Genomic DNA, 26,084 nt, shown 5'->3' on the forward strand with positions numbered 1-26,084 from the left:
ACGCGCTAGTGTGCCGCGCAACGCACGCGGAGGGGAAGATGCGCCGACACATCATTCTAGCCGGACTGGCCTTCTCGCTGGCTGCCGGGCTTGCCGCCTGCGGCGAGGAAGACACGGCAGCGCCGATGTCCTGGCAGACCCTGTCCGGCGAACCGCCGCTCGTGATTGCCCATCGCGGTGCCAGCGGCGAACGGCCGGAGCACACGCTGGCCGCCTATGAACTGGCCATCGCGCAGGGCGCCGACGTGATCGAGCCCGACCTCGTGATGACCGCCGATGGCGTGCTTGTGGTCCGTCACGACCATTATCTGTCCACCACGACCGACATTGCCGACCACGCCGAATTCGCCGACCGCCGGCGCGAACAGGACGGCCGGTCCGACTGGTGGGTCGAGGACTTCACGCTCGCCGAGCTGCGCACCCTGCGCGCCATCCAGCCCTGGCCCCAGCGCGATGCGAGATTCAATGGCGAATTTCCGATCCCGACCTTCGAGGAGGTTCTGGATCTCGCCGCCTCGCATGGCATCCCCACCGAGCCTGAGGTCAAGGCGCCGGGTCATTTCGTCTCGATCGGTCTGGACCCGCTGCCCGAGCTCGTCCGCATCCTGCGCGAGCGCGGGCTCGACAGCGCCGATGCGCCGATGACCATCCAGTGTTTCGAGCCGGACTTCCTGGCGCGGCTGAATACCGAGATCGACACGCCGCTGGCGATGCTGGTCTTCCCGATGCAGGAGCTCGACCCCTCGGCCGATCCGCTGCAGCCGAGTGTCGCCCTGGACGACCTGGCCGTCTTCGCCGATGCCGTCGGCCCTGCCAAGGGTCTGGTCATCACCGAGGCGGGCGAGGATACCGGTTTTGTCGCCCGCGCCCATGCGCTGGGCCTTGAGGTCCACCCCTGGACCTTCCGCGACGATGTCCCGCTGGCCGAGGACATCGATATCGCCACGGAGCTGGAGCGCGTCTACCGGCTGGGCGTCGACGGCGTGTTTGCCGACTTTCCGGCCACCGCGGTGGCGGTGCGCGATGCCATGACCGGCGAGCCGGCCGGCGAATAGGCACCGCCCAACAAGCAATCGGCAAAAGAAAACGGCGTGGAGATTGCTCTCCACGCCGTTCGATCTTCTGGATCCTGTTGCGCCTTAGTCGGCGTATTGCAGGTTGATCGCCTTCGGTCCCTTGCCGCGACGGTCCGGTTCGGTCTCGAAGGAGACCTTTTGGCCGTCGTTCAGCCCCGGCAGGCCAGATGCCTGGACAGCGGAGATGTGCACGAAGACGTCATTGCCGCCCTCGTCCGGGGTGATGAAGCCAAAGCCTTTGCTTTGGTTGAAGAATTTGACCGTACCTGTGGCCATGGGGAACCTTCCCTTGAATGCGTGCCCTGCGTGCGGGCATAGAAAAAATGCAATGTCAGCGCCCTGACACTGGTATTACGGACGTAGAAAGTCGGGGAAGGCTGAAGTCTAGGTGTCCGATGTGACCCCCTCACGGGCGCCACCGGGTAGGCGATCAGAATTCCGTCCGGCCTCTGGGGCCGCCCGTCGCCGCGGATATGCGCACGGATTTGCTCACAAAGCAAATGAAACTCTTGTGGCATACGCAACAAAACCTTGCCGTCCACGCCAGGCCATGCAGCCCTGGCGGCTTGACCCCGCCGGAAGATCGCCTACTCCTGCGCGGATGAGCCGACGCCGCTTTCTCGACCGCACCCATCGCCAGCGTGACCGGCAGCGACAGTCCACCGGAGGCTTCAACCCCGGCGCGATGATCCGTCTGGCCGGTTTCGGGGCAGCCCTGATGGTCGGCGTCGCGGTCTATATCGGCTTCGCCCGCCAGGGCGAGACGATCTATGACGGCCGCTGGGGCGTCCTGCAGCGGCTGATCACGCCGCTCTTTCTGGGCTTCAACGCGCTCGATCTGATCGTCCTGCTGCTCGTCGGCCTCGTCGCCTGGCGCATCTGGCTGCGCATGCAGAAGAAGCGCTAGCGGCCCCCCTCAGCCAGACACCTCGGCGCCGGCAAGAACGACCCACAAACCCGTAAAAGTGAAGTCGATCCGTCCACATCACCGCCCAGCGACCACAGGCCGGCGAAAAAATTTGCCCGCAACCCCGCTTTCCCTGAACTCCGCCCTAGCCTTGCCTCAATGAGGGGTTTAAGGCGTCACCTGTCGGCACGAGATCAACTCCGGGCATGCTGAAAGGTCAGTCAAGATGGGCGTGAAAGTCGCGGTTTTCGGTGCAACAGGCGCGGTGGGCAAGGAGATGCTCACCATTCTGGCGGAACGGCTGTTCCCCGCCGATGAGGTGTATGCACTGGCGACCCGCAAATCCATGGGCGTGGAACTCTCCTATGGCGAGAGGACGCTGAAATGCCAGGACGTCGAGACCTTCGATTACTCCAAGGTCGACCTTGTCCTGATGTCCGCCGGTGGTGAGCCGTCGAAGGAATGGGCGCCGAAGATTGCCAAGGCCGGCGCCATCGTGGTCGACAATTCCTCGGCCTGGCGGATGGATCCGGACGTGCCGCTGGTGGTGCCCGAGGTCAATCTGGATGCCCTCGACGGCGTGAAGAAGAAGGGCATTGTCGCCAATCCGAACTGCTCGACCATCCAGCTTGTCGTCGCCCTGAAGCCGATCCATGACCGGGTCGGCATCAAGCGCGTTTCCTGCGCTACCTACCAGTCCGTCTCCGGCGCGGGTCAGGAAGGCATGGACGAGCTGTGGACCCAGACCAAGGGCATCTACGTCAACGACCAGCCGACGCCGCAGAAATTCACCAAGCAGATCGCCTTCAACGTCATCCCGCACATCGACGTCTTCATGGAAGACGGCGCCACCAAGGAAGAGTGGAAGATGACGGTGGAGACGAAGAAGATCCTCGATCCGAAGATCAAGCTCTTCGCCACCTGCGCCCGCGTTCCGGTCTTTGTCGGCCACTCGATCGCGGCGCATCTGGAGCTGGAAGACGAAATGTCGGCCGACGAGGCCCGCGCCCTGCTGCGGGAAAGTCCCGGCCTGATGGTCATCGACAAGCGTGAGGACGAGGGCTACGTGACGCCGGTCGAATGCGTCGGCGAATTCGCCACCTTCGTGTCGCGTATCCGCGAGGACCCGACCGTCGAGAACGGCCTCGCCCTGTGGGTCGTCTCGGACAATCTGCGCAAGGGCGCCGCCCTGAATGCCGTGCAGATCGCCGAAGGCCTGCTCAACAAGGGCCTGTTGAAAAACAGCTGAGACCCCGGCTACTGCCCGCCCGGCTCCACTTCGGAGCCGGGTGCGGCCGCGGGCTGCGGGCCGAACAGGTCCGGGTTCTGCTCGGCATACATCCGGCCCGCCATTTCCGCGAATTCCAGCGACATGTGGTGTTCGTCATAGAAGACGGGGATGCCTTCGGGCGTCCGGGTGAGGCAGGTTTCTGCCCGGCGCTCCTCGCACAACAGGGCCACCCGATCGATATAGACGTCCGCCAATGCCATGACCTCGCCGTAGAGCGGCTCGTCCTGCGGATTGCCCTCGAACCCGGTGACATGCTCCGGCGCAGCGCAATTGCGCGGATCTCCCGTCTCATTCACGATTCTGGCGCACGGGATATCGGTGGAGAAATACCCGCCCATAACGATGACGCGAAGGTCCGGATTGCGGGCCTTGAGCCAGGCAAGCAGGTCGACAAAGCCGCGCTTGTTTGACCAGAACGGGCCCCGGACCGCGTAGACGAGATCGTCGATCGAAGCGAGAAAATCGTCGCGGTTGAGAACCTCGAGCCTGTCCCCACAGGCCGGCCGGTCGGACACCAGCCGGCCGTCCGGTGCTATTTCGATGCGGCCGCACGGATTGGCCGTCCCGAAGCGAACGAACTCCAGCCCCGGCTGATCACCGAATCCGCCCAGCAGGAAGTTGTAGGCATCCGGCTCGTGAGAGTTCCCGAGAAACAGCACACGTCTGGCATCCGGCCGGTTGCACAGCGGATCCCCGCTGTAGAACGCGTCGATCTGGCAGACCTCGTCCTGACGGGAAAAGCGGGCTCTCTGCCCGGCCTCGATCTGTTCCGCCGTCAGCGACAGGTCGGGTATCCGCCAAGCCCAGCCGCCGGCGAACCAGGCATGCCCTGCCACACATGCGAAGACCAGGCTGACGGCCACCGTCCGGAGCGCAAACGCCCCCGGTGTCAGGCGGAATTCGGCCGACGTCTCACCAGCACGGCGGTAGAAGCGCCGCTCCAGCCCGTAGTGCAGGCCGGCCGCCGCCAGAAGCATCGCTGCGGCCAGCACCAGTTGCTCGACCGGTGTCAGATCCAGCCCGGTGCGGTAGCGGTAGAGCGCGACGACCGGCCAGTGAACGAGATACAGGGCATAGGATATTTTGCCGAGCCAGATACTGACCGGGTTTTCCAGCATCAGACGGCCGAGACCCGCCTGCCGGTTCATGAAGCTGCCGGACAGAAGCAGCGCGACGGCACCAAGAGTGGGCAGGAGCACCGCCCAGCCGGGAAAAGCCGTCTCGCCGTCGAACAGAAGAACGCTCGCCAGTACTGACACCAGCCCCGCCAGGAACAGGCCGTCCCGCACCCGGCCCGGCGGGCTGTGCCGGGTCCAGGCGTCCTGCCGGGCGAAACACCCCAGGGCCGCGCCTGCCGCGAACTGGAATATCCGGAAGGGGAAGAGGTAGAAGGCGCCCGACAGGTCCCGCCAGCCATAGATCAGCGTCGCCAGGAAACCCAGAACCGCAATGCCGGCCAGGATCGCAGGAAGGCGCGCACGTCCGGCAAACGTCAGCGCGCCCACGATCACGGCCGGCCAGACGAGATAGAACTGCTCCTCGACCCCCAGAGACCAGGTGTGCAGAAGCGGTTTGAGCTCCGACGCCGTGTCCCAGTAGCCGGCCTCGAGGTAGAAGACGATATTCGATGCGGAGGCGAGCGCGGCAACGGCGCTGCGGGAAAAACGCTGAAAGTCGTCCGGGGTCAGAATGAAGGCTGACGCAATGAAGGTAACCGCGACCGTGGCCACGAGCGGGGGAATGATCCGCCGGACGCGCCCAAGATAGAAGTCCCGGAACGAGAAACGGCCGGCTTCCGCCTTGGCCGCAATGATGGAAGAGATGAGGAAGCCGGAGATCACGAAGAAGACGTCGACGCCGACAAATCCGCCGGAAAACACCTCGATATCCAGGTGGAACAGGACAACCGCCAGCACCGCGATCGCACGCAGCCCGTCGATATCCGGCCGATAGTCCGTCTTGTGCCGCATGATCCCCCCGTCCGATGCGCCCGCTCCTATAACAAAAGATCGATCCGCACACTTGTGCAATGACCCCGCGTGACCGTCGGCATGGCAGACATGCACAGGATACGGGTCGCATTCCCGGCCCGCTCATCCTATGTGCTGGGAATGCTGCGCGAGGGAGTGTCGCATGTCGTCCGAGCCGAATACCGACATCCGCCCCGCGCTGGCGGCCGGCCTGTCCAGCTATCTGATCTGGGGCGTGGCGCCGCTCTTCTTCCAGGCGCTGGATTTTGCCAACCCGTTCGAGATCGTGATGCACCGCATTATCTGGGCGGTGCCGATCCTGGCCCTGGTGCTGGCGGTTTCGGGCAAGATGCGCCAGGCCCTGGCCGTCCTGGCCGATCGCCGGACAATCCTGACACTGGTGGGCACGGCGGCCCTGATCTCGGTCAACTGGTGGATCTTCATCTTTGCGGTGAATTCCGGCCACGTGCTGCAGGCCTCGCTGGGCTATTACATCAACCCGCTGATGAGCGTGGCGGTCGGCGTGATCGTCCTGCGCGAACCGCTCGGCCCGTTCCGCATCGCTGCCATCGTGCTCGCCGCGCTCGGCGTGGCGAACCAGATCATCGCCGTCGGCCAGGTGCCGTGGATCTCGCTGGCGCTGGCCACCTCCTTCACGGCCTATGGCTATCTGCGCAAGGTCGCCGCCGTTGACGGCCGGATCGGCCTGTTCTGGGAAACCTCCTTCAACCTGCCCATCGCGATCGTCGGGCTTACCATCCTGCAGCTGAACGGGCTGGGGCATTTCCAGGAAAGCCCCGCACAGGCGCTGATGCTGATGGCCGCCGGCCTGGTGACGGTGGTGCCGCTGCTGCTCTACGCCATCGGCGTGCGCGGACTGCACCTGTCGACCATGGGCCTTTTGCAATTCATCGCGCCCTCCATGCAGTTCGCGATCGGCGTGATGGGCGGGGAGACCTTCACCGCCTCCCACCTCGTCACCTTCGCCTTCATCTGGGCGGGCGTGGGCATGTTCGCCTACTCCACCCTGCGGCGGCAGAAGAAGCGGGCCGTCGCCGCCGAGGCCCAGCCGGAAGCGGAATAGCCCGTCCGGCCGCGGTCTTGACCGCGCCGGATCCCTGTTCTCTCCTGCGCCGCAACAATAATCGCCTGATCCCCAAGAGGTTTCAGGACCGGAGAGGCTCGATGACCGATTTCCCCCCCGCCACGCGTATCGCCACAAACGGCATCACGCTCGCTGTTCACCTCGCCGGACCGGAAGACGGCCAGCCGCTCATCCTGGCCCATGGCTGGCCCGAGCTCGCCTGGTCCTGGAAGAACCAGATCGGTGTGCTGGCCGAGGCCGGCTACCGCGTGATCGCGCCCGATCTGCGGGGGTTTGGCGGGTCGGACTGTCCCGAAGGCGCCGACGCCTACAATATCGACACGCTGGTGGGCGACCTGACCGGACTGCTCGACGCGCTGGGCCATGAGACCGCCGTCTTCGCCGGCCATGACTGGGGCGGGATCATCGTCTGGCATGCGGCCATGCTGGCCCCGGAACGGGTTGCCGGGGTGATCGGCGTCAACACGCCCCACCTGCCCCGCGGCGCCGAACCGCCCACGAACACTTTTCGGCAGATCGGCGGCGAGGATCACTACATCCTGCGCTTCCAGGAGCCGGGTTATGCCGAAAGCCGCTTCGAGGGCCGCGAGGACGAGTTCTTCGCCTTCATCTTCGGAACCCCGGTTGAGGGCGATCCGGAAGACCTCTACCCACAGGTCACCCACATTCCCAAACAGTTCGAGACTTTCGAGGGCCGTCCGGAAGACAAGATCGTCGTCAGCCCGGAAGACCGCGCCGTCTATGCCGACGCCTATCGCACCACGGGCTTTACGCCGGGCATCAATCTCTACCGGAATTTCGACGCCAACTGGCAGCGCATGGGCGGTGTCGACCACCGGCTCGCCATGCCCTGCCTGATGGTCTCGGCCGAAAAGGATTTCATGCTGCCGCCGAAACTGGCCGGATGGATGCCTGCCCTGTGCAAGGACGTGGAATTCCAGATCATCGAAGGCTGCGGCCACTGGACGATGTGGGAAGCCCCGGAATTGCTCAACGCCCACATGCTGGACTGGCTGCAGCGGCGCTTTCCGGCTGCGGGCGGCTGATGCGCCTGTTCCAGATCACCCTCGTTGTCGATGATTATGACCGGGCCATCGCCTATTATTGCGGTGTGCTGGGCTTCGAGCTGATCGAGGATACGCGGCTTTCGGACATCAAGCGCTGGGTCGTCGTCTCACCCGGCACCGGCGGCGCGAACCTGCTGCTGGCGCGCGCGGCCAGCCCGGATCAGGCCACCGCGATCGGCCGACAGGCCGGCGGCCGCGTCGGCTTCTTTCTGGAGACGGCGGATTTCGATCGCGACTACGCCCGCCTGCAGGCAAACGGCGTCGAATTCATCCGCCCGCCCCGCGACGAAGCCTACGGCCGCGTCGCGGTCTTCCGCGATCTTTACGGCAATGACTGGGACCTGATCGGACCGGTGCCCGCTCAGAACTGATCAACGAGAATGGTCCGCCCGTCCGGGTCCTTCAGCACGAAATGGGCCGGACCTTCATCGCCGGACGTGCCGGTTTCCGGCTCGATGCCCTTGTCCTTCAGCGCCTTTTCCAGCGCGCGGGCATCGGACGGGTTGAAGGTGAGCAGATCCTCTTCGAACATGCCCTGGAACAGGCCGATCTTCGCCTCGCCGCTCTTCAGGATCAGCCAGTTCTGCTCGACATCGCCGTCAAGCTTCTCAAACCCCAGCGCCTCGTAGAAGGCCAGCGATTTGCGGATATCCTTCACCGCCAGCGAAACCGAGAAATGTCCCAGATACATGCGCGACTCCTGCCTTGTTCTCGACAGGCTAGAAGGCGCCGGGCCGGTTGTCGAACTTGAACCGCGACCGCCTGGTGCCGAACAAGGGCCGTATTGCCCCGACATGTTGCGCTCAGCGACACTGGTCGTTCGCGTGGCCCCAACCGGAAGGACTGCCGGAATGCCTGCCCTGATCGCGATTGCCGGAATTCTCCAGGCCAGCGCGCCACCAGCCGTTTGCGGCATCACAGACGCCGCCTCGATGAGCGCGGAGGAGACGCAATGCGTACAGTCACTGGGCTCGCAAATCCTCTCGGATATGCCGGACCCGCTCGAGGTTTCGGCGGACGATCTGACGTTCGCCGAAACGCTCCATTCGCCGCACGCCTGCTCGTTCCACGGCGCCCGTCTTCGAGCAACCTGGCCAGTAAGGGCTGACGGAACACAGATCGAGATCGAAGCGCCGGTGCGTGTCACCCTGACCTATGCCTGGCAGGATAACGGGCAAGCGACAGATATCCGGGCAAGCATTGCCGACGCGAGCGGCCTGTCAGAACCGGACGCCGCACTGTTCGAAGCCTCGGCGCGCGATGCTTTGATGCGCTACGCACTGCCGCCAGCCTGTCTTGACGGGCCGGATGCCCCGCGAACGGACCAGATGATTTTCCAGATGACCGACTAGAACCGCCGGGGCCAGCCCTACAGACAGCCGTAGACCGCCTCGATGATCCGCATGGGGCGGGGGTCGCCGGCGAGATAGTGCTGCTGGCGGTTCATCACATAGGCGCCGGTCAGGCGCCGGACCGGATCGGCAAAGGCACAGGATCCGCCCCAGCCGGAATGGCCCACAGCCTCCGGCGTCGGACCGTAGAATTGCGTACGGGTATTGCGCATCACACCGGCTGCCCAGGAAAGATCGAAGGGCAGGACCTTGTCAGGGCCGGCGACGCGTTCCTTCACCAGCGCCTCTAGCGTGGCGGCCGACAGGAAACGCTTGTCGTCCAGCTTGCCGTCCAGCGCATAGACGCCCATCAGGCGGGCCAGGGCAGACGCGGTCGCGTGGGCGTTGGCAGCGGGGAATTCGGCCTTGCGCCATTCCGTGGCGCCGCGGCGGCCGGGTGAGGACCAGGCCTTCAGGAAGGCCAGTTCACGCGGCCGCGTCCGCTCACCCAGATCGGGCACCTGGCGCGGCATGGCATGCTCGGCCGTGCGGGCATGCTCGCTTTCGGGCAGGCCGACATGGAAATCGATCCCGGTCGGACCGCAGATGTCCTCGCGCAGGATGGCGCCGATCGACCGGCCGTCGGTGCGGCGCGCCAGGGCGTCGGCGATGAAGCCAAAGGTGACGGGGTGATAGCCCGAGCCGGTGCCCAGCTCCCACAACGGCGCCTGGCGGGCGAGGCGATCCTCGATCTTTGCCGCATCGAACCAGTCGCCCGCATCCATCTCCTCGGCAATGCCCGACAGACCCGCCTGGTGCGACAGCGCCTCGGCCACCGTGACCCGCGACTTCCCGCCCGCGGCGAATTCCGGCCAGTAGTCGGCCACCGGCACGTCGTATTGCAGAAGACCGCGATCGACGAGCTTGGCCATGACCAGCGCGGCAACCGCCTTGCCCGTCGAATAGACCGGCACCAGCGTGTCGGTCTGCCAGTCCCGCGATTTCTTGCGATCGGCCCAGCCGGCGTGAATGTCGACGACCGTCTCGCCATCGATGCGCAGGGCGAAACCGGCGCCGATCTCGTCCTGATCGGACCAATTGGCGAGAAACGCGTCGCGGACGGGTTCGAAACCCGGCGCAACAGAGCCGTGGACGGCGGGGAGGGTGTCGGTGGTCATGACGGTCTGGCTAACCCGTTCCGGGGCACCCGAGCAAGGGCGATACTGACGCATCTCAGCCGTGCCTAGATCGCCTCGGCCTCATAGCTGACCAGCGGCTGACGCAATACGTCGGCAGCAGCGACAATCGGCAGTTCCGGCGCCTTCCACTCATGCGCCCGCATCACCACGGATACGGTGGCTGCCACGGCGTGCTCGAGTGCGGCTTTCGGTTCGGCTCCGTTGACGATGGCGCCGACAAACGCCGCCGTCAGCACATCGCCCGTGCCTTTCGGCGCATCGGGGATACGCTCATGCGTGACCAGCCAGGCCTCGCTATTGTCGACATACATGACGCCGATCTGCCCGTGCCGCGGCAGGGAGGTGACGATGGCGGGGCATTCGAGCGATCGGGCTGCCCGCACCATGGAGGCCAGGTCGGTCAGCTGGCGTCCGGTGATATGACCGAGCTCGAAAGCGTTCGGCGTCACCAAGTCGGCGCGGCTGACCAGCTGGTCCTTGATGCCGGCGGCGATGGCGGGCGGCACATAGAGTCCGCCCGGCGCATCGCCCATGATCGGGTCGACCACGACGATCGGCTCGCGGGCGAAGGCGCGGACACCGCGATTGACCCGCGAGCCCTTGCGTACGACATCGATCGCCGCGGCCGTATCGAAGATCTGGCCGACATCGGCGAAATAGCCGGTCAGCACGACATCGGTGATGTCGAGCAGACCCTGGTCGGAAATGCCGGAGAGCACGCCCTCGAACATGTCCTGTTCCACCGGCCCGCCGCCGGGCGGGCCCCAGCCGGGCTGGCGGCCGTAAAGCACGGTGGGCACGAGCATGGTGTCGATGCCGGCCGCGTTGAGCACGCGCTCGGACACGCCGCCCCCCACACGGGAGGCCGCCACGAGACTGGAAAGGATCAGCGCCATCGGCATGGGAAGTATGCTATATCCGATTTTCCCAAGAGCTGAAGCCCCATCCGGACCCTACATGCGCCGACTGATACGCTCCGCCCTCTTCGTTCCCGCCTCCAAGCCCCGCGCCATCGAGAAGGCTGCCCATGTCGGCGCCGATCTCCTGATCCTGGATCTGGAAGATGCCGTGGGTCCGGACGAAAAGGACGAGGCCCGCGCCCGCGTTGCCGACGCGCTCGACAGCTGGTCGGCCTCCGGCGCGATCCGTGCGGTACGCGTCAATGGTCCGGACACGGCCTGGAATGCCGCCGACATGCGCGAATCGGCCCGGGCCGACGCCATCGTGCTGCCCAAGGTCAACCAGGTCGGCGATCTGCATGCCGCACGCAGCGCATTGAGCACGCATGGCACCTCCATCCCGATCTGGGCGATGATCGAGACGCCGCTGGGCGTGATGAATCTCAACGGCATTGCCAGCGCCACGGGGACCGGGCTGGCCGGGCTGATCGCCGGTACCAATGACCTCGCCAAGGAGCTGCGCTGCACGGCCGAACAGGCCCGGCTGGCGCTGGTGCCGCACCTGGCCGCCATTGTGTGCGCCGCGCGGGCCCGCGGGCTTTACGCGCTGGACGGCGTCTACAACCAGTTCCGCGACCCGAAGGGCTTCCGCGCCGAGGCCGAACAGGGCCGCACGCTGGGCTTTGACGGAAAGACCCTGATCCATCCCGGCCAGGTGGATCTTGCACATCTTTATTTCGGCCCCACCTCTGCGGAGCTGGAACGGGCCGCCCGCATTGTCGCCGCCTTCGCCGATCCCGAGAACGCCGGAAAGGGCGTGATCTCGCTCGATGGCGACATGGTGGAACGCCTGCATCTGGACGCCGCCCGGGCCCTGCTGTCGGCCGCGGGCGACAATGACGCATGACCCTGCCGTAGATGGCAAATGCAGATGAAGACTTGATGTCGAGTGGCAAGACCGGCTTTCATCACTCGACTTGAGGGAAGAAAAATGAGCGATTCGACGACCATCTGGCACAATCCGCGCTGTTCGAAATCCCGTCAGACGCTGGCCTTGCTCGAGGCGCGCGGCGGCGATCTCACCGTTCGCAATTACATGGAGGACGCGCCCAGCGTCTCCGAGCTCAAGACCGTGCTGAAACAGCTCGGCTACACCTCGGCGCACGAATGGCTGCGCAAGAACGAAACGATCTATCGCGAGCTCGGCCTGAAAGCCGTCGAGGACGAGGAAGCTGTCCTGAAGGCGATGTCCCAGAACCCCAAGCTGATCGAACGCCCCGTCGTGATCCATAACGGCAAGGCCATGATCGGCCGCCCGCCGGAACAGGTGCTGGAACTGTTCTAGGACCGCTGGCGCGGCTTACCCGCCCACGAATTTCGCGATCCGGGCGCCCAGCTTCATCAGCTTGATCAGCGTGCCCTGGGGCAGGGATTTTACCTGGCCGTACCAGCCGGTGAGATTGCTGACGAACTCCTCCATCCGGCGCAGGCGTTCGGCGGCCAGCTCCGGCGTATTGCCATCGGCTTCTGCAGCATCGGCGCATTCCTGCAGGATCTGGATGGTGGGGTCGATCTCGCGCTGCTTGCGGGCCTCGGCGATGGCCATCAGCATGTCCCAGGGCTCGTGCGTGGCGGTGAAGCGGTCGCGCCGGTCGCCCAGCATCTGTTCGCGATTGACCAGGCCGAGCGCCTGCAACTCTTTGAGCGAGTTGGAGACATTCGACCGCGCGATCTTCAGCGTATCGACGATTTCCTCGGCATCCAGCGGCTCGTCGGCCAGGTAGAGCAGGGCGTGGATCTGGGCGATCGAGCGGTTGACGCCCCAGCGCGAACCCATCTCGCCCCAGTGAAGGACAAAACGCTGCATGGGTGCGGAAAGATACATGGGCGGGCGCCTTCACTTTTTTCTGTCTGAAAAGAAACACGAAGCCGTGCGGAAGACCATGTGGTTGGCTGACGCAGGCTGCGACCTGTTCGTCGGCCGCATTTTCGAACCGCGAAACCGGTTCCCACTTTCGCTGAAAATGCAGATTCCTTGGCGGCCGCATTTTCGAACCGCGAAACCGGTTCCCACTTTCGCTGAAAATGCTCTAGCCAGCAGTGCCCGTAGCTGTCGCCGGTCCGTCCTGCATCTTTTCCCCCGGTGCCAGGCTCGCCCGAATGGCTTCGCCCAGCTGGATCGCTTCCTCGGCGCGGGCCGAGCCCTTTCGCCAGGCCACGCCGATCTCGCGGCCGGCCACGGGCGGATCGAAGGGCAGGACGGCGAGGCCCATCTGGTCGACCAGGCCCGCATCCACCGCCATGCGCGGCAGCAGGGTGGCGCCCAGGCCCGATTTCACCATCTGAACCAGCGTGTGCAGGCTGGTCGCGGCAAAGTCCGACCGTGCCGAGCCCGTCGAGCAGACCGACAGCGCATGGTCGCGCAGGCAATGCCCGTCTTCCAGCAGCAGCAGGGGTTCATCGGCCAGGTCTGACGGGGACAGCTTGCCGGCCCCCGCGAGACGGTGATCGGGCGGACAGGCAAACAGGAATTCGTCCGACCAGATCGCCTTGGTCTCGATCATCGGCGCTTCATAGGGCAGCGCGACGAGCGCGGCGTCGAGACGCCGGTCGCGCAGCGCATCGAACAGCCGGTCGGTCAGGTCCTCGCGCAGGAAGACTTCCAGCTTGGGGTGCAACGCACGCAGCGCAGGCAGGACGCGCGGTAGCAGGAAGGGCGCAATGGTGGGGATCACGCCCAGCTTGAACGGCCCGGTCAGCGGCTCGCCGGCCGCCTGGGCCGCGATCACCAGGTCCTCGGCCTCGGCCATCACCCGCCGGGCCCGTTCCAGCACCACCTCGCCGGCCGGGGTGAGCGCGGCGCCGCGCGCGCCGCGCTCGACCAGCACGGTGCCCAGGATCATCTCCAGCTCCTTGATTGCAGCTGACAAGGTCGGCTGGGTAACGAACACCGCCTCGGCCGCACGGGAGAAACTTCCGTGCTCTGCAAGGGCGATCAGGAATTGCAACTGCCGGAGTGTGGGGAGCTGGGACATGGTATTGATAATAGTTATGGCTCGCCCAGAAACAATCCATTGGATTTGTCTGTTGCACTGCGTCACAAGGCCCTCATCACAAACGCCGGCACAAGCCGGCCGCACTCAATGGAGAGACCTATGCTGGGTATTGGCGACAAGCTTCCCGATTTCGAAGTCACCGGTGTGAAGCCGGGCTTCAACAATCACGAAGAGAACGGCGAATCCGCGTTCGAGACCGTCACGCAGGACAGCTTTGAAGGCAAGTGGAAGGTCCTCGTTTTCTATCCGAAGGACTTCACCTTCGTGTGCCCGACCGAGATCGTGGCCTTCAACAATCTGGCCGAAGAATTCTCCGACCGTGACGCCGTCGTGCTGACCGGTTCGACCGACAATGAATTCTGCAAGCTGGCCTGGCGCCGCGAGCACCCGGATCTCGACAAGCTGGGTCACTGGCAGTTCGCCGACACGACCGGTTCGCTGGTCGACAGCCTGGGCATCCGCTCCCCGGAAGGCGTGGCCTACCGCTACACCTACATCGTCGATCCGGACGGCGTCATCCAGCACGTCTATGCGACCAATCTGAATGTCGGCCGCAACCCGGAAGACACGCTGCGCGTCCTCGACGCCCTGCAGACGGACGAGCTGTGCCCCTGCAACCGCGCCGTCGGCGGCGACACGCTGGCCGCATAAGCGGTCCGAAGACCCCCGGCTGACGGCGCCACCCTCGCGCGCCGTCGGTTTGCCCCGGTGCCGGCCCCTTCGTGTGACCTGCCGGCCCGGGGCACCCTTGTTCCCGACCCCGTAAATTCCAAGCGATTGCGGCCCGTCCGGCCGCGCGTGGTTTCCCCTGAAGGAGAGCCCGATGAGCCTCGATGCGCTGAAAAACGACCTGCCCGACTACGCCAAGGACCTGAAGCTGAACCTGTCCTCGCTGGCGCGTGAAACCGATCTGGACGACCAGAAGAAGTGGGGCACTTTCCTCGCCTCCGCCCATGCCGTCGGCGAGCCGAAGACGCTGGCCGCCCTGTCGGCTGCAGCCGAAGAGGTGCTGAGCCCGGAAGCCGTGACCGCGGCCAAGGCGGCCTCGGCGATCATGGGCATGAACAATGTCTATTACCGCTTCCTGCACCTGTCCAAGAACAAGGAATACGGCTCCATGCCGGCCAAGCTGCGCATGAATGTCATCGCCAATCCCGGCGTCGACAAGGGCGATTTCGAGCTGTGGTCGCTGGCCGTGTCGGCGATCAATGGCTGCGGCCTGTGCATCGACAGCCACGAGGCCGAGCTGCGCAAGCACGGCCTGACCGCCGCCCAGATCCAGACCGCCGTCCGGATCGCCGCGACGGTGAATGCGGTGGCGCATGTAATGGCCGCCGAAAGCTGATTTTTGACGATATCGTGAAATTCCGATGCGTCTGAAGACCCCGGCGCACCGGGTTGTTTTCCGGTAAAAATACGGGCGCGCAAGGATCAGATTGCGCGCCCGTAGAAATTCCGTATAATGAGCGTATGTCAATGATCGACCATACGCTCGATCCGCTACCCAAGCGGGCCCATCGCACCGATACCGGTGAACACGATGGCCGGATGTGGTTTTCCAAGGAGACCATGTCCCGCGCGTCGCATTATGCCGACGTGTCCTGGCTGCGGATTGCCCTGCCTGCCCTGGCCTCGCTGGGCCTGGTCGCAGCCGGCGCGCTGACTGCCGCCGGCCTTCCGAGCGCACTGTGCCTGCTGGCCGGTCTGGCCGGTTCGGCCATCACCCTGCCGGCTGCGCTTCTCAAAGCCACCTACGCTCCCCGCTCCCGCTAGAACGCTCTGCAGTCGCATTGCGGCAGCAAGATTGACGCTTTTCGCTCACCCACTAGTGTGCGGGGTCTGTTTGCGCGGCGTGGAGACCGCGTTCAGGGGGAGATAGACCATGCGCTGGTGGTTCAAGATCAAACTGTGGCAACGCGTGCTCGCGGCGCTGGTTCTGGGGGTCATCACCGGCCTCGTCATGTCCGGCACGATGGGCCAGGAGGCCGCCACCGCCTGGATCGAAACCTGGCTGCGCCCGGTCGGCGATCTCTTCATCAACCTGATCCGCATGCTGATCGTGCCGCTGATCTTCACCACCCTCGTGGCCGGTGTGATCGCCATGGGCAAGCCGTCCAAGCTGGGCTCGCTCGGCCTGAAGACAATCGCGGCCTATTTCGTCACCACGATCTTCGCCAATATCATCGGCCTGACCTTCGGCACCATTTTCCGTCCCGGCATCGGCGTCGACTTTGAAGGCGTCGAGCCTGCGCCTGTTTCCACGGAAGCCCCGTCGATCACCGACCGCCTACTCGAGATCGTACCGACCAATCCGGTCGCCGCGCTGGCCGATGGCGACGTGCTGGCCATCATCTTCTTCTCGCTGCTGCTCGGCGTCGGCATCATCGCCGTCGGCAAGGCCGGCAAGCCGGTGGCAGACCTGTTCAACTCGGCCTCGGATGTGGTGCTGAAAATCACCCACTATGTGATGGAGGTCGCGCCCTTCGGCGTCTTCGCCCTCGTCACCTATACCGCCGCCAGCCAGGGCATCGAGGCGCTGCAGGCCATCCTGACCCTGATCGTGGCCGTCTATCTGGGCCTGATCGTTCACGCCATCATCACCTATGGCTTCCTTATCCGCGTGATCCTCAACCTGCCGCTGGTGCGCTTTTTCCGCGGCATGACCGACCCGATCGCGGTGGCCTATTCCACCGCCTCGTCCTCGGCGACCCTGCCGGTCACCATCGCGGCCGCCTCGGACAATCTGGGCGTCAAGAAGTCGGTCGCCGGCTCCGTCCTGCCGCTGGGCGCGACGATCAACATGGACGGCACCGCGCTCTATCTGGGCATCCTCGCGCTCTTCACGGCCCAGGCCTTCGGCTACGACCTGACCTTCATGAACTACGTCATGATCGCCTTCACGGCGGCCATCGTGTCGATCGGCGCTGCGGGCATCCCCTCGGCCTCGCTCTTCCTGCTGGCGATCGTGCTGGAAACCTTCGGCGTCACGCCCGAGCACACGGCGATCATTGTCGGCTTCATCCTGCCGGTGGACCGGATCATGGACATGGCCCGCACCGCCGTGAACGTCACCGGTGACGCCGCCGTCGCCACGGCCGTGGCCAAATGGGAAGGCGAGCTGGACGAGGAACGCTTCCGCGACCCGGCCGTCATCTGACGACTGAACCGTCTGCGTCTTTCCGGCCACCTTGTGTGACAGGAAGAACGGAGACGGTCAGTTGCGGATTGCCATTCACACATTCGGAACGCGCGGTGACGTGCAGCCCTATATCGCGCTCGGGCTGGAGCTGCAGGGGCGGGGCCATGACGTCACCCTCTCCGTGCCCCGGGATTTCACGGCCTGGGTGGAGGGTTTCGGCCTGGCCGCCCGCGCCTTCGATCTCGATATGGGGGCCTATCTGCGCGAGGCCGACGCGCTGGGCCTGACGCGCAATCCGCTGAATGCCTTCCGCTATCGCCGCCGCATGGTGGAGCCGATGATCGAGGCGACCCTGAGGGAAGGCATGGAAGGCGCGCGCGGCGCCGACATGGTCGTTGCCCATCCCAAATGCCTGTTTTCCGCAACAGGCGCCGAAGCGGCCGGCGCCGGCTTCGTGATGACGGCGCCTCTGCCGGCCATCGCCCCGACACACGCCTTCCCCATGCCCGGCACATTCGCAAAGGATCACGGACGCTTCTGGAACCGTCTGTCCTGGCGGCCGCTGGACTTTGCCATGGCGCCTTTCCGCAAGCGGGTAAATGCGGCGCGCACCGAACTCGGGCTTCGACCGGTTGGCAACGCGATCCGGCACGGCAGTTTCGCCGGCCGGCCCTGCCTGCGCCTGATCGCCAACTCGCCCCTCATCGTGCCCCGGCCTGCCGACTGGGACGCCCACACACACCTCACCGGCTACTGGATGCTGGAGGACCCGGCGCCGCTGGACCCGGCACTCGAAGACTTCCTCAGCGCAGGCCCTGCGCCGGTCTATGTCGGTTTCGGATCCATGGTGTCGGGCCGAGCGACAGAGCTGGCCAGGGCCGCCATCAAGGGCCTGCGCCGCGCCGGCCTGCGCGGCGTCATCGCGCGCGGCTGGGCAAACCTGCCGGCCTCACCCGGCCGGGACATCCACGTCATCGACAGCGCGCCGCACGGCAAACTCTTCCCGCGTTGCCGGACCATCGTCCATCATGGCGGTGCCGGCACGACAGCCGCCGCACTGACCGCCGGGCGCCCCAGCCTGATCGTCCCCTTCATGGTCGATCAGCCCTGGTGGGGGGAGCGCCTGCGCGAACAGGGCCTCGGCCCCGCCCCTCTACGGCCGGCGCGCTTCACGGCCAACCGCTTTGCCCGCGCACTGAAACAGATCGAGGCCAGCGAAGTCTGGCGGGTACGGTGCAACCAGATCGCGAAGGGCCTGGCCATGGAAAACGGCACCGGGCGCGCGGCCGACCTGATCGAATCCGCCGCCGCTCTATAAGCACACGCCCGAATTGAACCACATGACCGAAGGTAGAGTATTGTCGTAAATTTACCTTAGCTACTGAATAATAAATTCATTCCGGCTCTTTATAAGTAAATTCGATTTAACGTTTGGCGATCTATTGAGGTGGCACGCAGGTAGCGGAGCTCTCCATGCTTTCCAAACTCAGCATTGCCGTGAAATTCGGGCTTATCGGTTTTGTGGGTTGTGTCGCACTGGGTGTCGTTCTGGGAACGACAGCCGTCTGGCGCAGCCAGGAGGCCTCGAAACAGGCCGCCGAAACCCGGCTCTACGCCGTCGCGGACGCGCGATCCGACCAGATCTCCGACTATCTGGAGTCGATCGACCAGGACATCGAGACAGTCGCGACCAATCCGAACACGCTGGCCGCACTCAACGCGTTCGACACGTCCTGGCGCGAGCTGGGCCAGGGAGCCACGACCCGCCTGCAACGCGCCTATATCACCGACAACCCCCACCCGGTCGGCGAGCGCGACAATCTCGATGCGGCGCAAGACGGCTCGGCTTACAGCGAGACTCACGCGACCTACCACCCTTGGTTCCGCAGCTTCCTGCGCGCGCGCGGCTATTACGATGTCTTCCTGCTCAACACCGACGGGGATCTCGTCTACTCGGTGTTCAAGGAAGCCGACTTTGCCACCAACCTGATGCGTGGCCCGCACCGCGATACCGATCTCGGACACGTCTTCCGCGAAGCGGCTGCCTTGCAATCTTCGGAGATCGCCTTTGCCGACTTCGCGCCCTATGCGCCGAGCAATGACGCACCGGCCAGCTTCATCGCGACCCCTGTTTTTGATGCCAACGGCAATCGCGCCGGCGTTCTGGTTTTCCAGATGCCGATCAGCCGGCTCAATGCCGTGGCCGGTTCGCTGACCGGGCTTGGCGACACTGGTGAGGCCTACATTATCGGCGGCGACGGTCTGATGCGGACCGATACCCGCTTCGCCGACGGTTCCACCATCCTGGAACAACGCGCCGGTGACGCGATCGAGGCCACGATGGCCACCAACCGGCACAGCGTGATCGATGCCGTAGATCACCTCGGCAACCGGGTGTTCGCGGCCGTCGCACCAACTGAATTTCACGGCGTCCGCTGGGCGACTGTCGTGACCATGACGCGGGCCGAAGCCCTGGCTGCATCGCGCTCGCTGACCATCACCCTGCTCGTGGCCGCCATCGTTCTCACCCTGCTGATCGGCGCCGTCGGTGTCTGGATTGCGATGAAGGCCGCAAAGCCGATCCAGACGCTCACCGATGTCACCCGCACCGTGGCCGCCGGCGATCTGCAGATCGACGTGCCGCACCGCAACCGCCAGGACGAGATCGGCGCGCTCGCGGAGACGATCGAGCAGTTCAAGCAGAGCCTTGTCGACAAGGTCCGGCTGGAGCGCGAAAGCGCCGAGGCCGAAGCCGCCGCTGCCGAACGCATGAAGGCCGAGCGCCTGCGCATGGCTGACGAGTTCGAAAACTCGGTCGGCGCTGTCGTTTCCGCGCTGGCCAGCGCCGCCACCCAGCTGTCCCAGTCGGCGGAAAGCCTGTCGGCCTCCTCCGAACAGACCAGCAATCAGGCCGTCTCCGTCGCCGCATCCGCCGAGCAGGCAACCGCCAATGTGGAAACCGTTGCCACGGCAGCCGAGGAAATGTCGGCCTCCATCGGCGAGATCGGCCGTCAGGCGGTCGAGAGCTCGGAGCGAGCCATCACGGCGGAAGAAGAGGCCAGCGTCACCGTGCGCCGGGTCGAAGCGCTGACCGAAGCAGCCAACCGCATCGGCACGGTCGTTTCGCTCATCCAGGACATTGCCGAACAGACCAATCTCCTCGCGCTCAACGCGACCATCGAGGCGGCGCGCGCCGGGGAAGCCGGCAAGGGTTTTGCCATCGTTGCCCAGGAGGTGAAGCAGCTGGCTGCCCAGACCGCCAACGCCACGACGGAGATCTCCCAGCAGATCGAGGAAATCCAGAACGCGACCGGCGTTTCGGCGAAGGCGATCGGTTCGGTGGCCGAGGCGATTGCCGACCTCAACCGGATCGCCGGGTCGATTTCCGGCGCCATGGAGGAGCAGGCCGCTGCCACGCGCGAGATCGCCAGCAATGTCCAGGAGGCCGCCACCGGCACCCGGGATGTGACGGTCAATATCGCCGGCGTGAACGAGGCTGCCAGCGAGTCCCGCACGGCATCCGTGCAGGTGCTCGACGCGGCCAAGGACCTGTCGCGCCAGTCCGAAATGCTGCGCGACCAAGTCGACGGCTTCCTTGCCAACATCCGGGCGGCCTAGGAGACGCAGCATGTCGGACAAAGCTTCTGTGGTTGCCGCGGCAGCGCTGCTGGCGCTGCCCGGCTCGATGGCCTGTGCCCAGTCCGTCTCGGGCAATGTCACACTGACCAGCGATTATGTATTCCGCGGCGTGACCCAGACGGATGGCGATCCGGCTATCCAGGCCACTATCGATCTGGGCCAGGGCGCCTTCTATGCCGGTGCCTGGGCCTCGAATGTCGATTTCGGCGACGATACCGATTTCGAACTCGACCTCTATGCCGGCTGGGCGCCCGAATGGCGGGACACGGCGTTCGACCTGGGCGTCATTGTCTACACCTATCCCGGTGCGACCGATGCCGCCGGCGATCAGGACTTCGTCGAACTGCATGCAGGCGCCGCCCGCAGCTACGGGCCGCTGACGCTGGATGCCGGCCTTTACTGGTCGCCGGACTTCTATCTGGAAGCCGGAGCCGCACACTATATCGACGCGGGTGCGAGCTGGGCGCTGACGGACGCGATCGGTATCGATATCCGCGCCGGACATTCGGCTTTCGATGACGACAGCAGCGCCAATTACGCGGACTATCAGCTGGGCGTGACGGCGAGCCGGTTCGGGCTGGACTGGGATCTGCGCTGGCACGACAGCGAGATCGACGAAGATCGTCTGGTCCTCTCCGTCGGCCGCAGTTTCGGCGGCTGACAAGGACCAGCCGGCCGCAAAATGTTTGGCGACAGCACCTGTCCTGATTAGGCTGGTCCCCGGATGCGGGCTTGGCACCGGGGACGGCCATGAAAATGCACTATCGCACCATCGAACTCGTCGTCGCGGCGAGTGTCGTCGTGATATCGCTGGCCTCGCTGTTTGTCGCGGTCTTCCAGGGCATTGTCATGGATCGCACCATGAAGGCCTCGGTCATGCCGGTGATCCAGGTGGGCCACGGCAATGTCGGTGAGGACCGGCAGAGCTGGGTGATGACCATCACCGTCCACAATACCGGGTTGGGGCCGGCCGAGATCCGCTATTTCGGCATGCGCTGGCAGGGCGAGCCTATCCGCGACACGTCGCAATTCCTGGCCCGCTGCTGCGCGCCGGACAGCGTTCCGGAGGAGGAGCGCCTCGGCTATATGCACTAGGCCTTCCGGGACGGGCAGATGGCGCTGGTTTTCGACGACGTCCAGTCACGCTTCCTTGCCCCGCAGGAGCGCGTCAACTTCATCGCCTTCGACCGCCCCGACGCCGAAACCCGGCCGCGCGGCCACGCTGTCTGGCAGGCCCTCGACTCGGTGCGGCACGATCTGCGTTTCGATGTCTGCTATTGCTCGGTCTTCGAGGATTGCTGGCTGGCCCGTTTTCCCGCCCAGTCCCGCGAACCGGTGGCGCGCTGCGACATCGCCGACTGGTCGGCCGAGCCGGGCCCGGACGAAGCCGGGTGATCCACGCCGCGCTTGCGGACGTATCCTTCTTGTCCCTCGCGAACGGGAGAAGGAGTCCCCCACATGACCCGCCTTTTCCTGCTCGCATTGTCCCTGGTTCTGACGGCCCTGATTGCCCTCGCCGTCGGGACCGGGGATTTTTCTGCCGCCGGAGACTGGCTGCTCTCGCGCCCCTGGGGCCGCGTGACCCTGGCCGACCTCTATATCGGCTTTGTCCTGTCGGCGATCGTGATCGGCTGTTTCGAGCGGCGCTGGATCCTGCGGATTGTCTGGATCGCGCCGGTTTTCGTGCTGGGCAATGTCTGGACGGCCATCTGGTTCGCCTGGCGCGCGCCGGAACTGTTCCGCCGTCTGGCGGCCTCTTGAAACCGGGCGGACCTTTCCCCATCTGACCGTCACCGGCCGGTTCCGCCGCAATTCGATGCGAATTGTCGAAGTCTTAACGACGCTTTCAATGGAACCGATGCCGGAAAGGTTTCGTTAAACGATTCAACGCTGGAATCGCCCGTGTAGCGACACGGGAGGCGGCTTGGCCGCCGCAAGTGGAGTGAGGACGATGAGCAAGGCTGACTACGGACTGGGAACGATCGCGAAATCCGGACTGATCTGGCTGACCGCCGGACTGGTCTTCGCATCCGTTTTCGGTGCCCTTCTGTCGGCCAGTGCAGACCGTCCGGCCGTCAGCTTCCGCGAAGCCGCGCCCCAGCCCGTCATGGCGATCCACGAAGCCAAGGCCGCCGGCTGACCGGCACCGGTCACGTATTACAGCACCCCCAAACAGTGATAAATTCGACCGGTCTCACACCCGGGCCTTTACAGGCGCAACCGGGCTCCCGATATGTGATGTTATCACATTTTGAGGGGGAAGCATGTCCAACCGTCAGATCCATCCTGCCTTCGAAGGCGACATGGCCGCCAGCTATGACGCCCGCAACGAACCTCTGGCGCCACTACGCGACGCGCTTCACCTGCTCTCGGGCCGCCTCCTTCTGCAGGACCTGCCGGAGACGGCGGAAATCCTCTGCGTCGGCGCCGGCACCGGCAAGGAAGTGCTCTATCTCGCCAGCCTCGCCCCGGACTGGCGCTTTACGGCGCTCGACCCCTCCGCCGACATGCTGGCGGTCTGCAGGCGCGAGGTCGAGGCGGCCGGCATCGCCGACCGTGTGCGCCTCTTCGAAGGCTATGTCGACGAACTCGATGACGGCATCGCCTACGACGCGGCCACCTCCATCCTCGCCTCCCACTTCATCACCGACCGCACCGAACGCCTGGCCTATTTCACCGGCATCGCCGAACGCCTGCGCTCCGGCGGCATCCTGATCAATGCCGACCTCTCCGGCGACCGGCAGGCGACCACGTTCGACGCGCTGGAACATGTCTGGCTGTCCGCAATCCGCGCGGCCGGCCTGGACGATGACAGCGTCGCATCCTACCGCGCCAATCTGGACAAGTCGGTCGGCCTCCTGCCACCGAACGAGCTCGCCGCGCTGATCGCTTCGGCGGGATTTTCGGAGCCCGCGCAATTCTACCAGGGCGGGCTGATCCACGGCCATACGGCTCGGCGCATCTGAGGCTGGCTTGACTCCGCTGGCCCTGCCGCGTATTGCCCCGCCTTCATCACGCAAGCTCACACGCTTGTCTTACCGGCACATCCGTCCCAACTGACGGGGGAGGCCGGCGAGAACCCCGCTCGGCGAAGTCTTCGCTCAGCGGGGCTGCGACGCTTTGCCTGGACTTTCACATTTTCTGTGAAAGTCGCTTCTTGTGTGATGAAACGGAATTGAGGACGAACGCATGTTCGACGCACTGACAGAACGACTTGGCGGCGTATTCGACAAGCTCACCGGCCGCGGTGTGCTGTCGGAGAAGGACGTCGATGCGGCGCTGCGCGAGATCCGCGTCGCCCTGCTCGAGGCCGACGTCGCCCTGCCGGTCGTCAAGGACGTCGTTGCGAAAATCCGCGAGCGCGCCGTCGGCGAAGACGTGATCCGCGCCGTCGCCCCGGGCCAGCAGGTCGTCAAGATCGTCCATGATGCCCTGGTCGATCTTCTGGGCGGCGAAGGCGAACAGCCCGGCCTGATGGTCGAGGGCGAACCGCCGGTCGCGATCCTGATGGCGGGTCTGCAAGGCTCGGGCAAGACCACCACCTCCGCCAAGCTGGCCAAGCGCCTGCAGGACGTCCACAAGAAGAAAGTCCTGCTCGCCTCGCTCGACACGCGCCGCCCGGCGGCCATGGAACAGCTGCAGCAGCTGGCCGGACAGGTCGGCGTCGGCTTCCTGCCGATCATGGCGAACCAGCGCGCCGTCGACATCGCCAAGCGGGCGATGAATGCCGGCAAGCTGCAGGGCTATGACGTCGTCATTCTCGATACCGCCGGCCGCACCTCGATCGACGAGGACATGATGGCCGAGGCGAAATCGATCGCCGATGTCACCCGCCCGCGCGAAACCCTGCTGGTCGCCGATGCGCTGACCGGCCAGGACGCGGTGGAGACCGCCAAACGTTTCCATGAACGCCTGCCGCTGACCGGCCTGGTGCTGACCCGGATGGATGGCGACGGCCGCGGCGGTGCGGCGCTTTCCATGCGCCATGTCACCGGCCTGCCGATCAAATTCCTCGGCGTCTCGGAAAAGCCGGACGGTCTGGACGCGTTCGACGCGAAACGCCTGGCCGGCCGCATTCTGGGCCGCGGCGATATCGTCTCGCTCGTCGAGAAAGCCGCCCAGGATGTCGACCAGGACAAGGCCGAACGCCTCGCCAAAAAGATGGCCAAGGGCAAGTTCGACCTCGACGATCTGCGCGAACAGTTCGGCCAGCTGAAGAAGATGGGCGGTCTGGGCGGCATCATGGGCATGCTGCCGGGCATGAACAAGGCCGCGAAATCGCAGATGGCCGCTGCCGGCATGGACGACAGGATGCTCTCCCGCCAGGAGGCGATCATCCTGTCGATGACGCCGCAGGAGCGGGCCAAGCCGGAAATCCTCAAGGCCTCGCGCAAGAAGCGCATCGCCGCCGGTTCCGGCGTGACGGTCGCCGACGTCAACAAACTCATCAAGATGCACCGCCAGATGGCCGACATGATGAAGAAGGTCGGCAAGAAGGGGCGCGGTGGCCTCGCCGGCATGATGGGCGGAATGCCCGGTGGCATGGGTGGAATGCCGGGCGGCATGAACCCGGCCGATATGGGCCAGGCGACCCAGGATCTGCTGGGCGGCAAGGCGCCCGCAGGCGCGCAATTGCCGGGCCTTGGCGGCTCCGGCTCGAGAAATTCAGGTTCGTCACTGCCCGGACTGGGCGGTGGCGGCCCCTTGGGACCCGACGGCCTGCCGCTCGGCCTCCCGAAGAAGTAATCCCCGTTTCAAAGCTTTAGACCCGAAGGAAATCGAACAATGGCTCTGAAAATCCGTCTCGCCCGTGGTGGCGCCAAGAAGCGTCCCTACTACCGCATCGTCGTTGCCGACAGCCGCGCCCCGCGCGATGGCCGTTTCATCGAGAAGATCGGCTCCTACAATCCGATGCTGCCCAAGGATGGCGAGCGCGTGAAGATCGACATGGAAAAGGCCAAGGCCTGGCTCGCCAAGGGCGCCAAGCCGACCGACCGCGTCGGCCGCTTCCTGAACCAGCTCGAGGCCGACGCCTGGGCCTGGGAACACGGCAATAACCCGAAGAAGGGCGAGCCGGGCGAGAAGGCCAAGGAGCGCGAAGCCGAGCGCCTCGAAAAGGAAGAAGCCAAGAAGGCTGCCGAAGCGGAAGCCAAGGCTGCTGCCGAAGCTCCGGCTGAAGAGCCGGCTGCTGAAGCCGAGGAAGCCCCGGCCGAAGAGGCTGCTGCCGAAGAAGAAAAGTCCGAATAGGACTGACCGGTCCGAGGGGGAAAGCCAGCGATCCGTTTGCGGACGCCGGGATTTCCCCCTCTCCCCGGCCCTCTCCCGCGGGAGAGGGAGCGCCTGCCTCTACCGGCTGCACGCACCTCCCTCCCCCCGGGGGGAGGGATTGAGGGAGAGGGGGGGTA

At 65.2% G+C, this 26,084-nt stretch carries 30 protein-coding genes; 23 read left to right on the forward strand and 7 right to left on the reverse strand.

What is annotated here, in order from left to right:
• The first annotated feature begins 38 nt into the window (after window positions 1-38).
• A complete protein-coding gene (locus ABJO18_RS12755) occupies window positions 39-1,055 on the forward strand; it encodes a glycerophosphodiester phosphodiesterase family protein (RefSeq protein ID WP_348507925.1) in 1,017 nt (338 codons plus the stop codon).
• 84 nt (window positions 1,056-1,139) lie between these two features.
• Here the strand turns inward: ABJO18_RS12755 and ABJO18_RS12760 are convergent, their stop codons facing one another.
• Window positions 1,140-1,352: a cold-shock protein gene (locus ABJO18_RS12760; protein WP_271187138.1), complete on the reverse strand. Its 213-nt coding sequence runs from the start codon at window positions 1,350-1,352 to the stop codon at window positions 1,140-1,142.
• A gap of 325 nt (window positions 1,353-1,677) precedes the next feature.
• Between ABJO18_RS12760 and ABJO18_RS12765 the strand changes: the two genes are divergently transcribed.
• Together ABJO18_RS12765 and ABJO18_RS12770 are read left to right on the forward strand one after the other, a co-directional pair.
• Window positions 1,678-1,983 (forward strand): hypothetical protein, encoded by a 306-nt coding sequence (locus ABJO18_RS12765; protein ID WP_348507924.1) that lies wholly within the window; start codon window positions 1,678-1,680, stop codon window positions 1,981-1,983.
• Window positions 1,984-2,209: 226 nt separating this feature from the next.
• A complete protein-coding gene (locus ABJO18_RS12770; protein WP_348507923.1) occupies window positions 2,210-3,232 on the forward strand; it encodes an aspartate-semialdehyde dehydrogenase in 1,023 nt (340 codons plus the stop codon).
• Between the two features lie 8 nt (window positions 3,233-3,240).
• Here the strand turns inward: ABJO18_RS12770 and ABJO18_RS12775 are convergent, their stop codons facing one another.
• The gene (locus tag ABJO18_RS12775; RefSeq protein WP_348507922.1) at window positions 3,241-5,244 is read right to left on the reverse strand and encodes an acyltransferase; all 2,004 of its coding nucleotides are present in this window, start codon (window positions 5,242-5,244) and stop codon (window positions 3,241-3,243) included.
• 163 nt (window positions 5,245-5,407) lie between these two features.
• Between ABJO18_RS12775 and rarD the strand changes: the two genes are divergently transcribed.
• From rarD to ABJO18_RS12790, 3 genes are all read left to right on the forward strand, one after another.
• On the forward strand, window positions 5,408-6,328 hold the full coding sequence (gene rarD / locus ABJO18_RS12780; protein WP_348507921.1) for an EamA family transporter RarD: 921 nt from the start codon (window positions 5,408-5,410) through the stop codon (window positions 6,326-6,328).
• Window positions 6,329-6,429: 101 nt separating this feature from the next.
• Complete coding sequence (locus tag ABJO18_RS12785; protein WP_348507920.1) at window positions 6,430-7,395, forward strand: alpha/beta hydrolase; 966 nt, start codon at window positions 6,430-6,432, stop codon at window positions 7,393-7,395.
• Window positions 7,395-7,787: a VOC family protein gene (locus ABJO18_RS12790; RefSeq protein ID WP_348507919.1), complete on the forward strand. Its 393-nt coding sequence runs from the start codon at window positions 7,395-7,397 to the stop codon at window positions 7,785-7,787. Before ABJO18_RS12785 ends, ABJO18_RS12790 begins: the two co-directional genes overlap by 1 nt.
• Here ABJO18_RS12790 and ABJO18_RS12795 read toward each other — a convergent pair.
• Window positions 7,778-8,107 (reverse strand): VOC family protein, encoded by a 330-nt coding sequence (locus tag ABJO18_RS12795; RefSeq protein ID WP_291882226.1) that lies wholly within the window; start codon window positions 8,105-8,107, stop codon window positions 7,778-7,780. The genes ABJO18_RS12790 and ABJO18_RS12795 overlap by 10 nt on opposite strands.
• 160 nt (window positions 8,108-8,267) lie before the next feature.
• Here ABJO18_RS12795 and ABJO18_RS12800 point away from each other — a divergent pair, with 160 nt between their 5' ends.
• The gene (locus ABJO18_RS12800) at window positions 8,268-8,768 is read left to right on the forward strand and encodes a hypothetical protein (RefSeq protein WP_348507918.1); all 501 of its coding nucleotides are present in this window, start codon (window positions 8,268-8,270) and stop codon (window positions 8,766-8,768) included.
• A 17-nt stretch (window positions 8,769-8,785) separates the two neighbouring features.
• Here ABJO18_RS12800 and ABJO18_RS12805 read toward each other — a convergent pair whose 3' ends face one another.
• Both ABJO18_RS12805 and ABJO18_RS12810 read right to left on the reverse strand, forming a co-directional pair.
• On the reverse strand, window positions 8,786-9,925 hold the full coding sequence (locus ABJO18_RS12805) for a serine hydrolase domain-containing protein (protein ID WP_348515959.1): 1,140 nt from the start codon (window positions 9,923-9,925) through the stop codon (window positions 8,786-8,788).
• A gap of 65 nt (window positions 9,926-9,990) precedes the next feature.
• A complete protein-coding gene (locus ABJO18_RS12810) occupies window positions 9,991-10,848 on the reverse strand; it encodes a PfkB family carbohydrate kinase (protein WP_348508613.1) in 858 nt (285 codons plus the stop codon).
• A 55-nt stretch (window positions 10,849-10,903) separates the two neighbouring features.
• Here ABJO18_RS12810 and ABJO18_RS12815 point away from each other — a divergent pair, with 55 nt between their 5' ends.
• Window positions 10,904-11,752, forward strand: coding sequence for a CoA ester lyase (locus tag ABJO18_RS12815; protein WP_348515960.1), 849 nt, complete (start codon window positions 10,904-10,906; stop codon window positions 11,750-11,752).
• A gap of 84 nt (window positions 11,753-11,836) precedes the next feature.
• Window positions 11,837-12,190 carry an arsenate reductase (glutaredoxin) gene (gene arsC / locus ABJO18_RS12820; RefSeq protein WP_348509526.1) on the forward strand — a complete coding sequence of 118 codons (354 nt, stop codon included), beginning with the start codon at window positions 11,837-11,839 and terminating at the stop codon, window positions 12,188-12,190.
• A gap of 15 nt (window positions 12,191-12,205) precedes the next feature.
• On the opposite strand, the gene ABJO18_RS12825 is transcribed toward arsC, so the two are convergent.
• Window positions 12,206-12,730, reverse strand: coding sequence for a MarR family transcriptional regulator (locus ABJO18_RS12825; protein WP_348509527.1), 525 nt, complete (start codon window positions 12,728-12,730; stop codon window positions 12,206-12,208).
• Window positions 12,731-12,935: 205 nt separating this feature from the next.
• On the reverse strand, window positions 12,936-13,880 hold the full coding sequence (locus tag ABJO18_RS12830) for a hydrogen peroxide-inducible genes activator (protein ID WP_348509528.1): 945 nt from the start codon (window positions 13,878-13,880) through the stop codon (window positions 12,936-12,938).
• Window positions 13,881-14,000: 120 nt separating this feature from the next.
• Here ABJO18_RS12830 and ABJO18_RS12835 point away from each other — a divergent pair, with 120 nt between their 5' ends.
• The 14 genes from ABJO18_RS12835 to rpsP all read left to right on the forward strand — a co-directional run bounded on the left by ABJO18_RS12835 (window position 14,001) and on the right by rpsP (window position 25,926).
• Window positions 14,001-14,552: a peroxiredoxin gene (locus tag ABJO18_RS12835; RefSeq protein WP_348509529.1), complete on the forward strand. Its 552-nt coding sequence runs from the start codon at window positions 14,001-14,003 to the stop codon at window positions 14,550-14,552.
• Window positions 14,553-14,724: 172 nt separating this feature from the next.
• A complete protein-coding gene (locus ABJO18_RS12840) occupies window positions 14,725-15,246 on the forward strand; it encodes a carboxymuconolactone decarboxylase family protein (protein ID WP_348509530.1) in 522 nt (173 codons plus the stop codon).
• Between the two features lie 131 nt (window positions 15,247-15,377).
• Complete coding sequence (locus tag ABJO18_RS12845; protein ID WP_348509531.1) at window positions 15,378-15,674, forward strand: hypothetical protein; 297 nt, start codon at window positions 15,378-15,380, stop codon at window positions 15,672-15,674.
• 109 nt (window positions 15,675-15,783) lie between these two features.
• A complete protein-coding gene (locus tag ABJO18_RS12850) occupies window positions 15,784-17,058 on the forward strand; it encodes a dicarboxylate/amino acid:cation symporter (protein WP_348509532.1) in 1,275 nt (424 codons plus the stop codon).
• Between the two features lie 61 nt (window positions 17,059-17,119).
• Window positions 17,120-18,358: a glycosyltransferase gene (locus tag ABJO18_RS12855; RefSeq protein WP_348509533.1), complete on the forward strand. Its 1,239-nt coding sequence runs from the start codon at window positions 17,120-17,122 to the stop codon at window positions 18,356-18,358.
• A 155-nt stretch (window positions 18,359-18,513) separates the two neighbouring features.
• Entirely contained in the window at window positions 18,514-20,658 is a 2,145-nt protein-coding gene (locus ABJO18_RS12860) for a methyl-accepting chemotaxis protein (protein ID WP_348509534.1), read from the forward strand.
• A gap of 10 nt (window positions 20,659-20,668) precedes the next feature.
• On the forward strand, window positions 20,669-21,340 hold the full coding sequence (locus tag ABJO18_RS12865; protein WP_348509535.1) for a TorF family putative porin: 672 nt from the start codon (window positions 20,669-20,671) through the stop codon (window positions 21,338-21,340).
• Between the two features lie 89 nt (window positions 21,341-21,429).
• Complete coding sequence (locus ABJO18_RS12870) at window positions 21,430-21,774, forward strand: hypothetical protein (RefSeq protein WP_348509536.1); 345 nt, start codon at window positions 21,430-21,432, stop codon at window positions 21,772-21,774.
• An 18-nt stretch (window positions 21,775-21,792) separates the two neighbouring features.
• Entirely contained in the window at window positions 21,793-22,074 is a 282-nt protein-coding gene (locus tag ABJO18_RS12875; RefSeq protein ID WP_348509537.1) for a hypothetical protein, read from the forward strand.
• 63 nt (window positions 22,075-22,137) lie between these two features.
• On the forward strand, window positions 22,138-22,440 hold the full coding sequence (locus ABJO18_RS12880; protein ID WP_348509538.1) for a hypothetical protein: 303 nt from the start codon (window positions 22,138-22,140) through the stop codon (window positions 22,438-22,440).
• Window positions 22,441-22,630: 190 nt separating this feature from the next.
• Window positions 22,631-22,819, forward strand: coding sequence for a hypothetical protein (locus ABJO18_RS12885; RefSeq protein WP_348509539.1), 189 nt, complete (start codon window positions 22,631-22,633; stop codon window positions 22,817-22,819).
• A 124-nt stretch (window positions 22,820-22,943) separates the two neighbouring features.
• The gene (locus tag ABJO18_RS12890; protein WP_348509540.1) at window positions 22,944-23,645 is read left to right on the forward strand and encodes a class I SAM-dependent methyltransferase; all 702 of its coding nucleotides are present in this window, start codon (window positions 22,944-22,946) and stop codon (window positions 23,643-23,645) included.
• A 223-nt stretch (window positions 23,646-23,868) separates the two neighbouring features.
• On the forward strand, window positions 23,869-25,425 hold the full coding sequence (gene ffh / locus ABJO18_RS12895; RefSeq protein WP_348509541.1) for a signal recognition particle protein: 1,557 nt from the start codon (window positions 23,869-23,871) through the stop codon (window positions 25,423-25,425).
• Window positions 25,426-25,464: 39 nt separating this feature from the next.
• A complete protein-coding gene (rpsP, locus tag ABJO18_RS12900) occupies window positions 25,465-25,926 on the forward strand; it encodes a 30S ribosomal protein S16 (protein WP_348509542.1) in 462 nt (153 codons plus the stop codon).
• Window positions 25,927-26,084 lie beyond the last annotated feature (158 nt).

Source organism: Maricaulis sp., assembly GCF_039978735.1.
GTDB lineage: Bacteria > Pseudomonadota > Alphaproteobacteria > Caulobacterales > Maricaulaceae > Maricaulis.

Excerpts from the sequence above, each read along its gene's own strand:
- ABJO18_RS12755 (WP_348507925.1), top strand. The coding sequence starts at position 39 with ATGCGCCGACACATCATTCTAGCCGGACTGGCCTTCTCGCTGGCTGCC.
- ABJO18_RS12760 (WP_271187138.1), bottom strand. The coding sequence starts at position 1,352 with ATGGCCACAGGTACGGTCAAATTCTTCAACCAAAGCAAAGGCTTTGGC.
- ABJO18_RS12765 (WP_348507924.1), top strand. The coding sequence starts at position 1,678 with ATGAGCCGACGCCGCTTTCTCGACCGCACCCATCGCCAGCGTGACCGG.
- ABJO18_RS12770 (WP_348507923.1), top strand. The coding sequence starts at position 2,210 with ATGGGCGTGAAAGTCGCGGTTTTCGGTGCAACAGGCGCGGTGGGCAAG.
- ABJO18_RS12775 (WP_348507922.1), bottom strand. The coding sequence starts at position 5,244 with ATGCGGCACAAGACGGACTATCGGCCGGATATCGACGGGCTGCGTGCG.
- rarD (WP_348507921.1), top strand. The coding sequence starts at position 5,408 with ATGTCGTCCGAGCCGAATACCGACATCCGCCCCGCGCTGGCGGCCGGC.
- ABJO18_RS12785 (WP_348507920.1), top strand. The coding sequence starts at position 6,430 with ATGACCGATTTCCCCCCCGCCACGCGTATCGCCACAAACGGCATCACG.
- ABJO18_RS12790 (WP_348507919.1), top strand. The coding sequence starts at position 7,395 with ATGCGCCTGTTCCAGATCACCCTCGTTGTCGATGATTATGACCGGGCC.
- ABJO18_RS12795 (WP_291882226.1), bottom strand. The coding sequence starts at position 8,107 with ATGTATCTGGGACATTTCTCGGTTTCGCTGGCGGTGAAGGATATCCGC.
- ABJO18_RS12800 (WP_348507918.1), top strand. The coding sequence starts at position 8,268 with ATGCCTGCCCTGATCGCGATTGCCGGAATTCTCCAGGCCAGCGCGCCA.
- ABJO18_RS12805 (WP_348515959.1), bottom strand. The coding sequence starts at position 9,925 with ATGACCACCGACACCCTCCCCGCCGTCCACGGCTCTGTTGCGCCGGGT.
- ABJO18_RS12810 (WP_348508613.1), bottom strand. The coding sequence starts at position 10,848 with ATGCCGATGGCGCTGATCCTTTCCAGTCTCGTGGCGGCCTCCCGTGTG.
- ABJO18_RS12815 (WP_348515960.1), top strand. The coding sequence starts at position 10,904 with ATGCGCCGACTGATACGCTCCGCCCTCTTCGTTCCCGCCTCCAAGCCC.
- arsC (WP_348509526.1), top strand. The coding sequence starts at position 11,837 with ATGAGCGATTCGACGACCATCTGGCACAATCCGCGCTGTTCGAAATCC.
- ABJO18_RS12825 (WP_348509527.1), bottom strand. The coding sequence starts at position 12,730 with ATGTATCTTTCCGCACCCATGCAGCGTTTTGTCCTTCACTGGGGCGAG.
- ABJO18_RS12830 (WP_348509528.1), bottom strand. The coding sequence starts at position 13,880 with ATGTCCCAGCTCCCCACACTCCGGCAGTTGCAATTCCTGATCGCCCTT.
- ABJO18_RS12835 (WP_348509529.1), top strand. The coding sequence starts at position 14,001 with ATGCTGGGTATTGGCGACAAGCTTCCCGATTTCGAAGTCACCGGTGTG.
- ABJO18_RS12840 (WP_348509530.1), top strand. The coding sequence starts at position 14,725 with ATGAGCCTCGATGCGCTGAAAAACGACCTGCCCGACTACGCCAAGGAC.
- ABJO18_RS12845 (WP_348509531.1), top strand. The coding sequence starts at position 15,378 with ATGATCGACCATACGCTCGATCCGCTACCCAAGCGGGCCCATCGCACC.
- ABJO18_RS12850 (WP_348509532.1), top strand. The coding sequence starts at position 15,784 with ATGCGCTGGTGGTTCAAGATCAAACTGTGGCAACGCGTGCTCGCGGCG.
- ABJO18_RS12860 (WP_348509534.1), top strand. The coding sequence starts at position 18,514 with ATGCTTTCCAAACTCAGCATTGCCGTGAAATTCGGGCTTATCGGTTTT.
- ABJO18_RS12865 (WP_348509535.1), top strand. The coding sequence starts at position 20,669 with ATGTCGGACAAAGCTTCTGTGGTTGCCGCGGCAGCGCTGCTGGCGCTG.
- ABJO18_RS12870 (WP_348509536.1), top strand. The coding sequence starts at position 21,430 with ATGAAAATGCACTATCGCACCATCGAACTCGTCGTCGCGGCGAGTGTC.
- ABJO18_RS12875 (WP_348509537.1), top strand. The coding sequence starts at position 21,793 with ATGGCGCTGGTTTTCGACGACGTCCAGTCACGCTTCCTTGCCCCGCAG.
- ABJO18_RS12880 (WP_348509538.1), top strand. The coding sequence starts at position 22,138 with ATGACCCGCCTTTTCCTGCTCGCATTGTCCCTGGTTCTGACGGCCCTG.
- ABJO18_RS12885 (WP_348509539.1), top strand. The coding sequence starts at position 22,631 with ATGAGCAAGGCTGACTACGGACTGGGAACGATCGCGAAATCCGGACTG.
- ABJO18_RS12890 (WP_348509540.1), top strand. The coding sequence starts at position 22,944 with ATGTCCAACCGTCAGATCCATCCTGCCTTCGAAGGCGACATGGCCGCC.
- ffh (WP_348509541.1), top strand. The coding sequence starts at position 23,869 with ATGTTCGACGCACTGACAGAACGACTTGGCGGCGTATTCGACAAGCTC.
- rpsP (WP_348509542.1), top strand. The coding sequence starts at position 25,465 with ATGGCTCTGAAAATCCGTCTCGCCCGTGGTGGCGCCAAGAAGCGTCCC.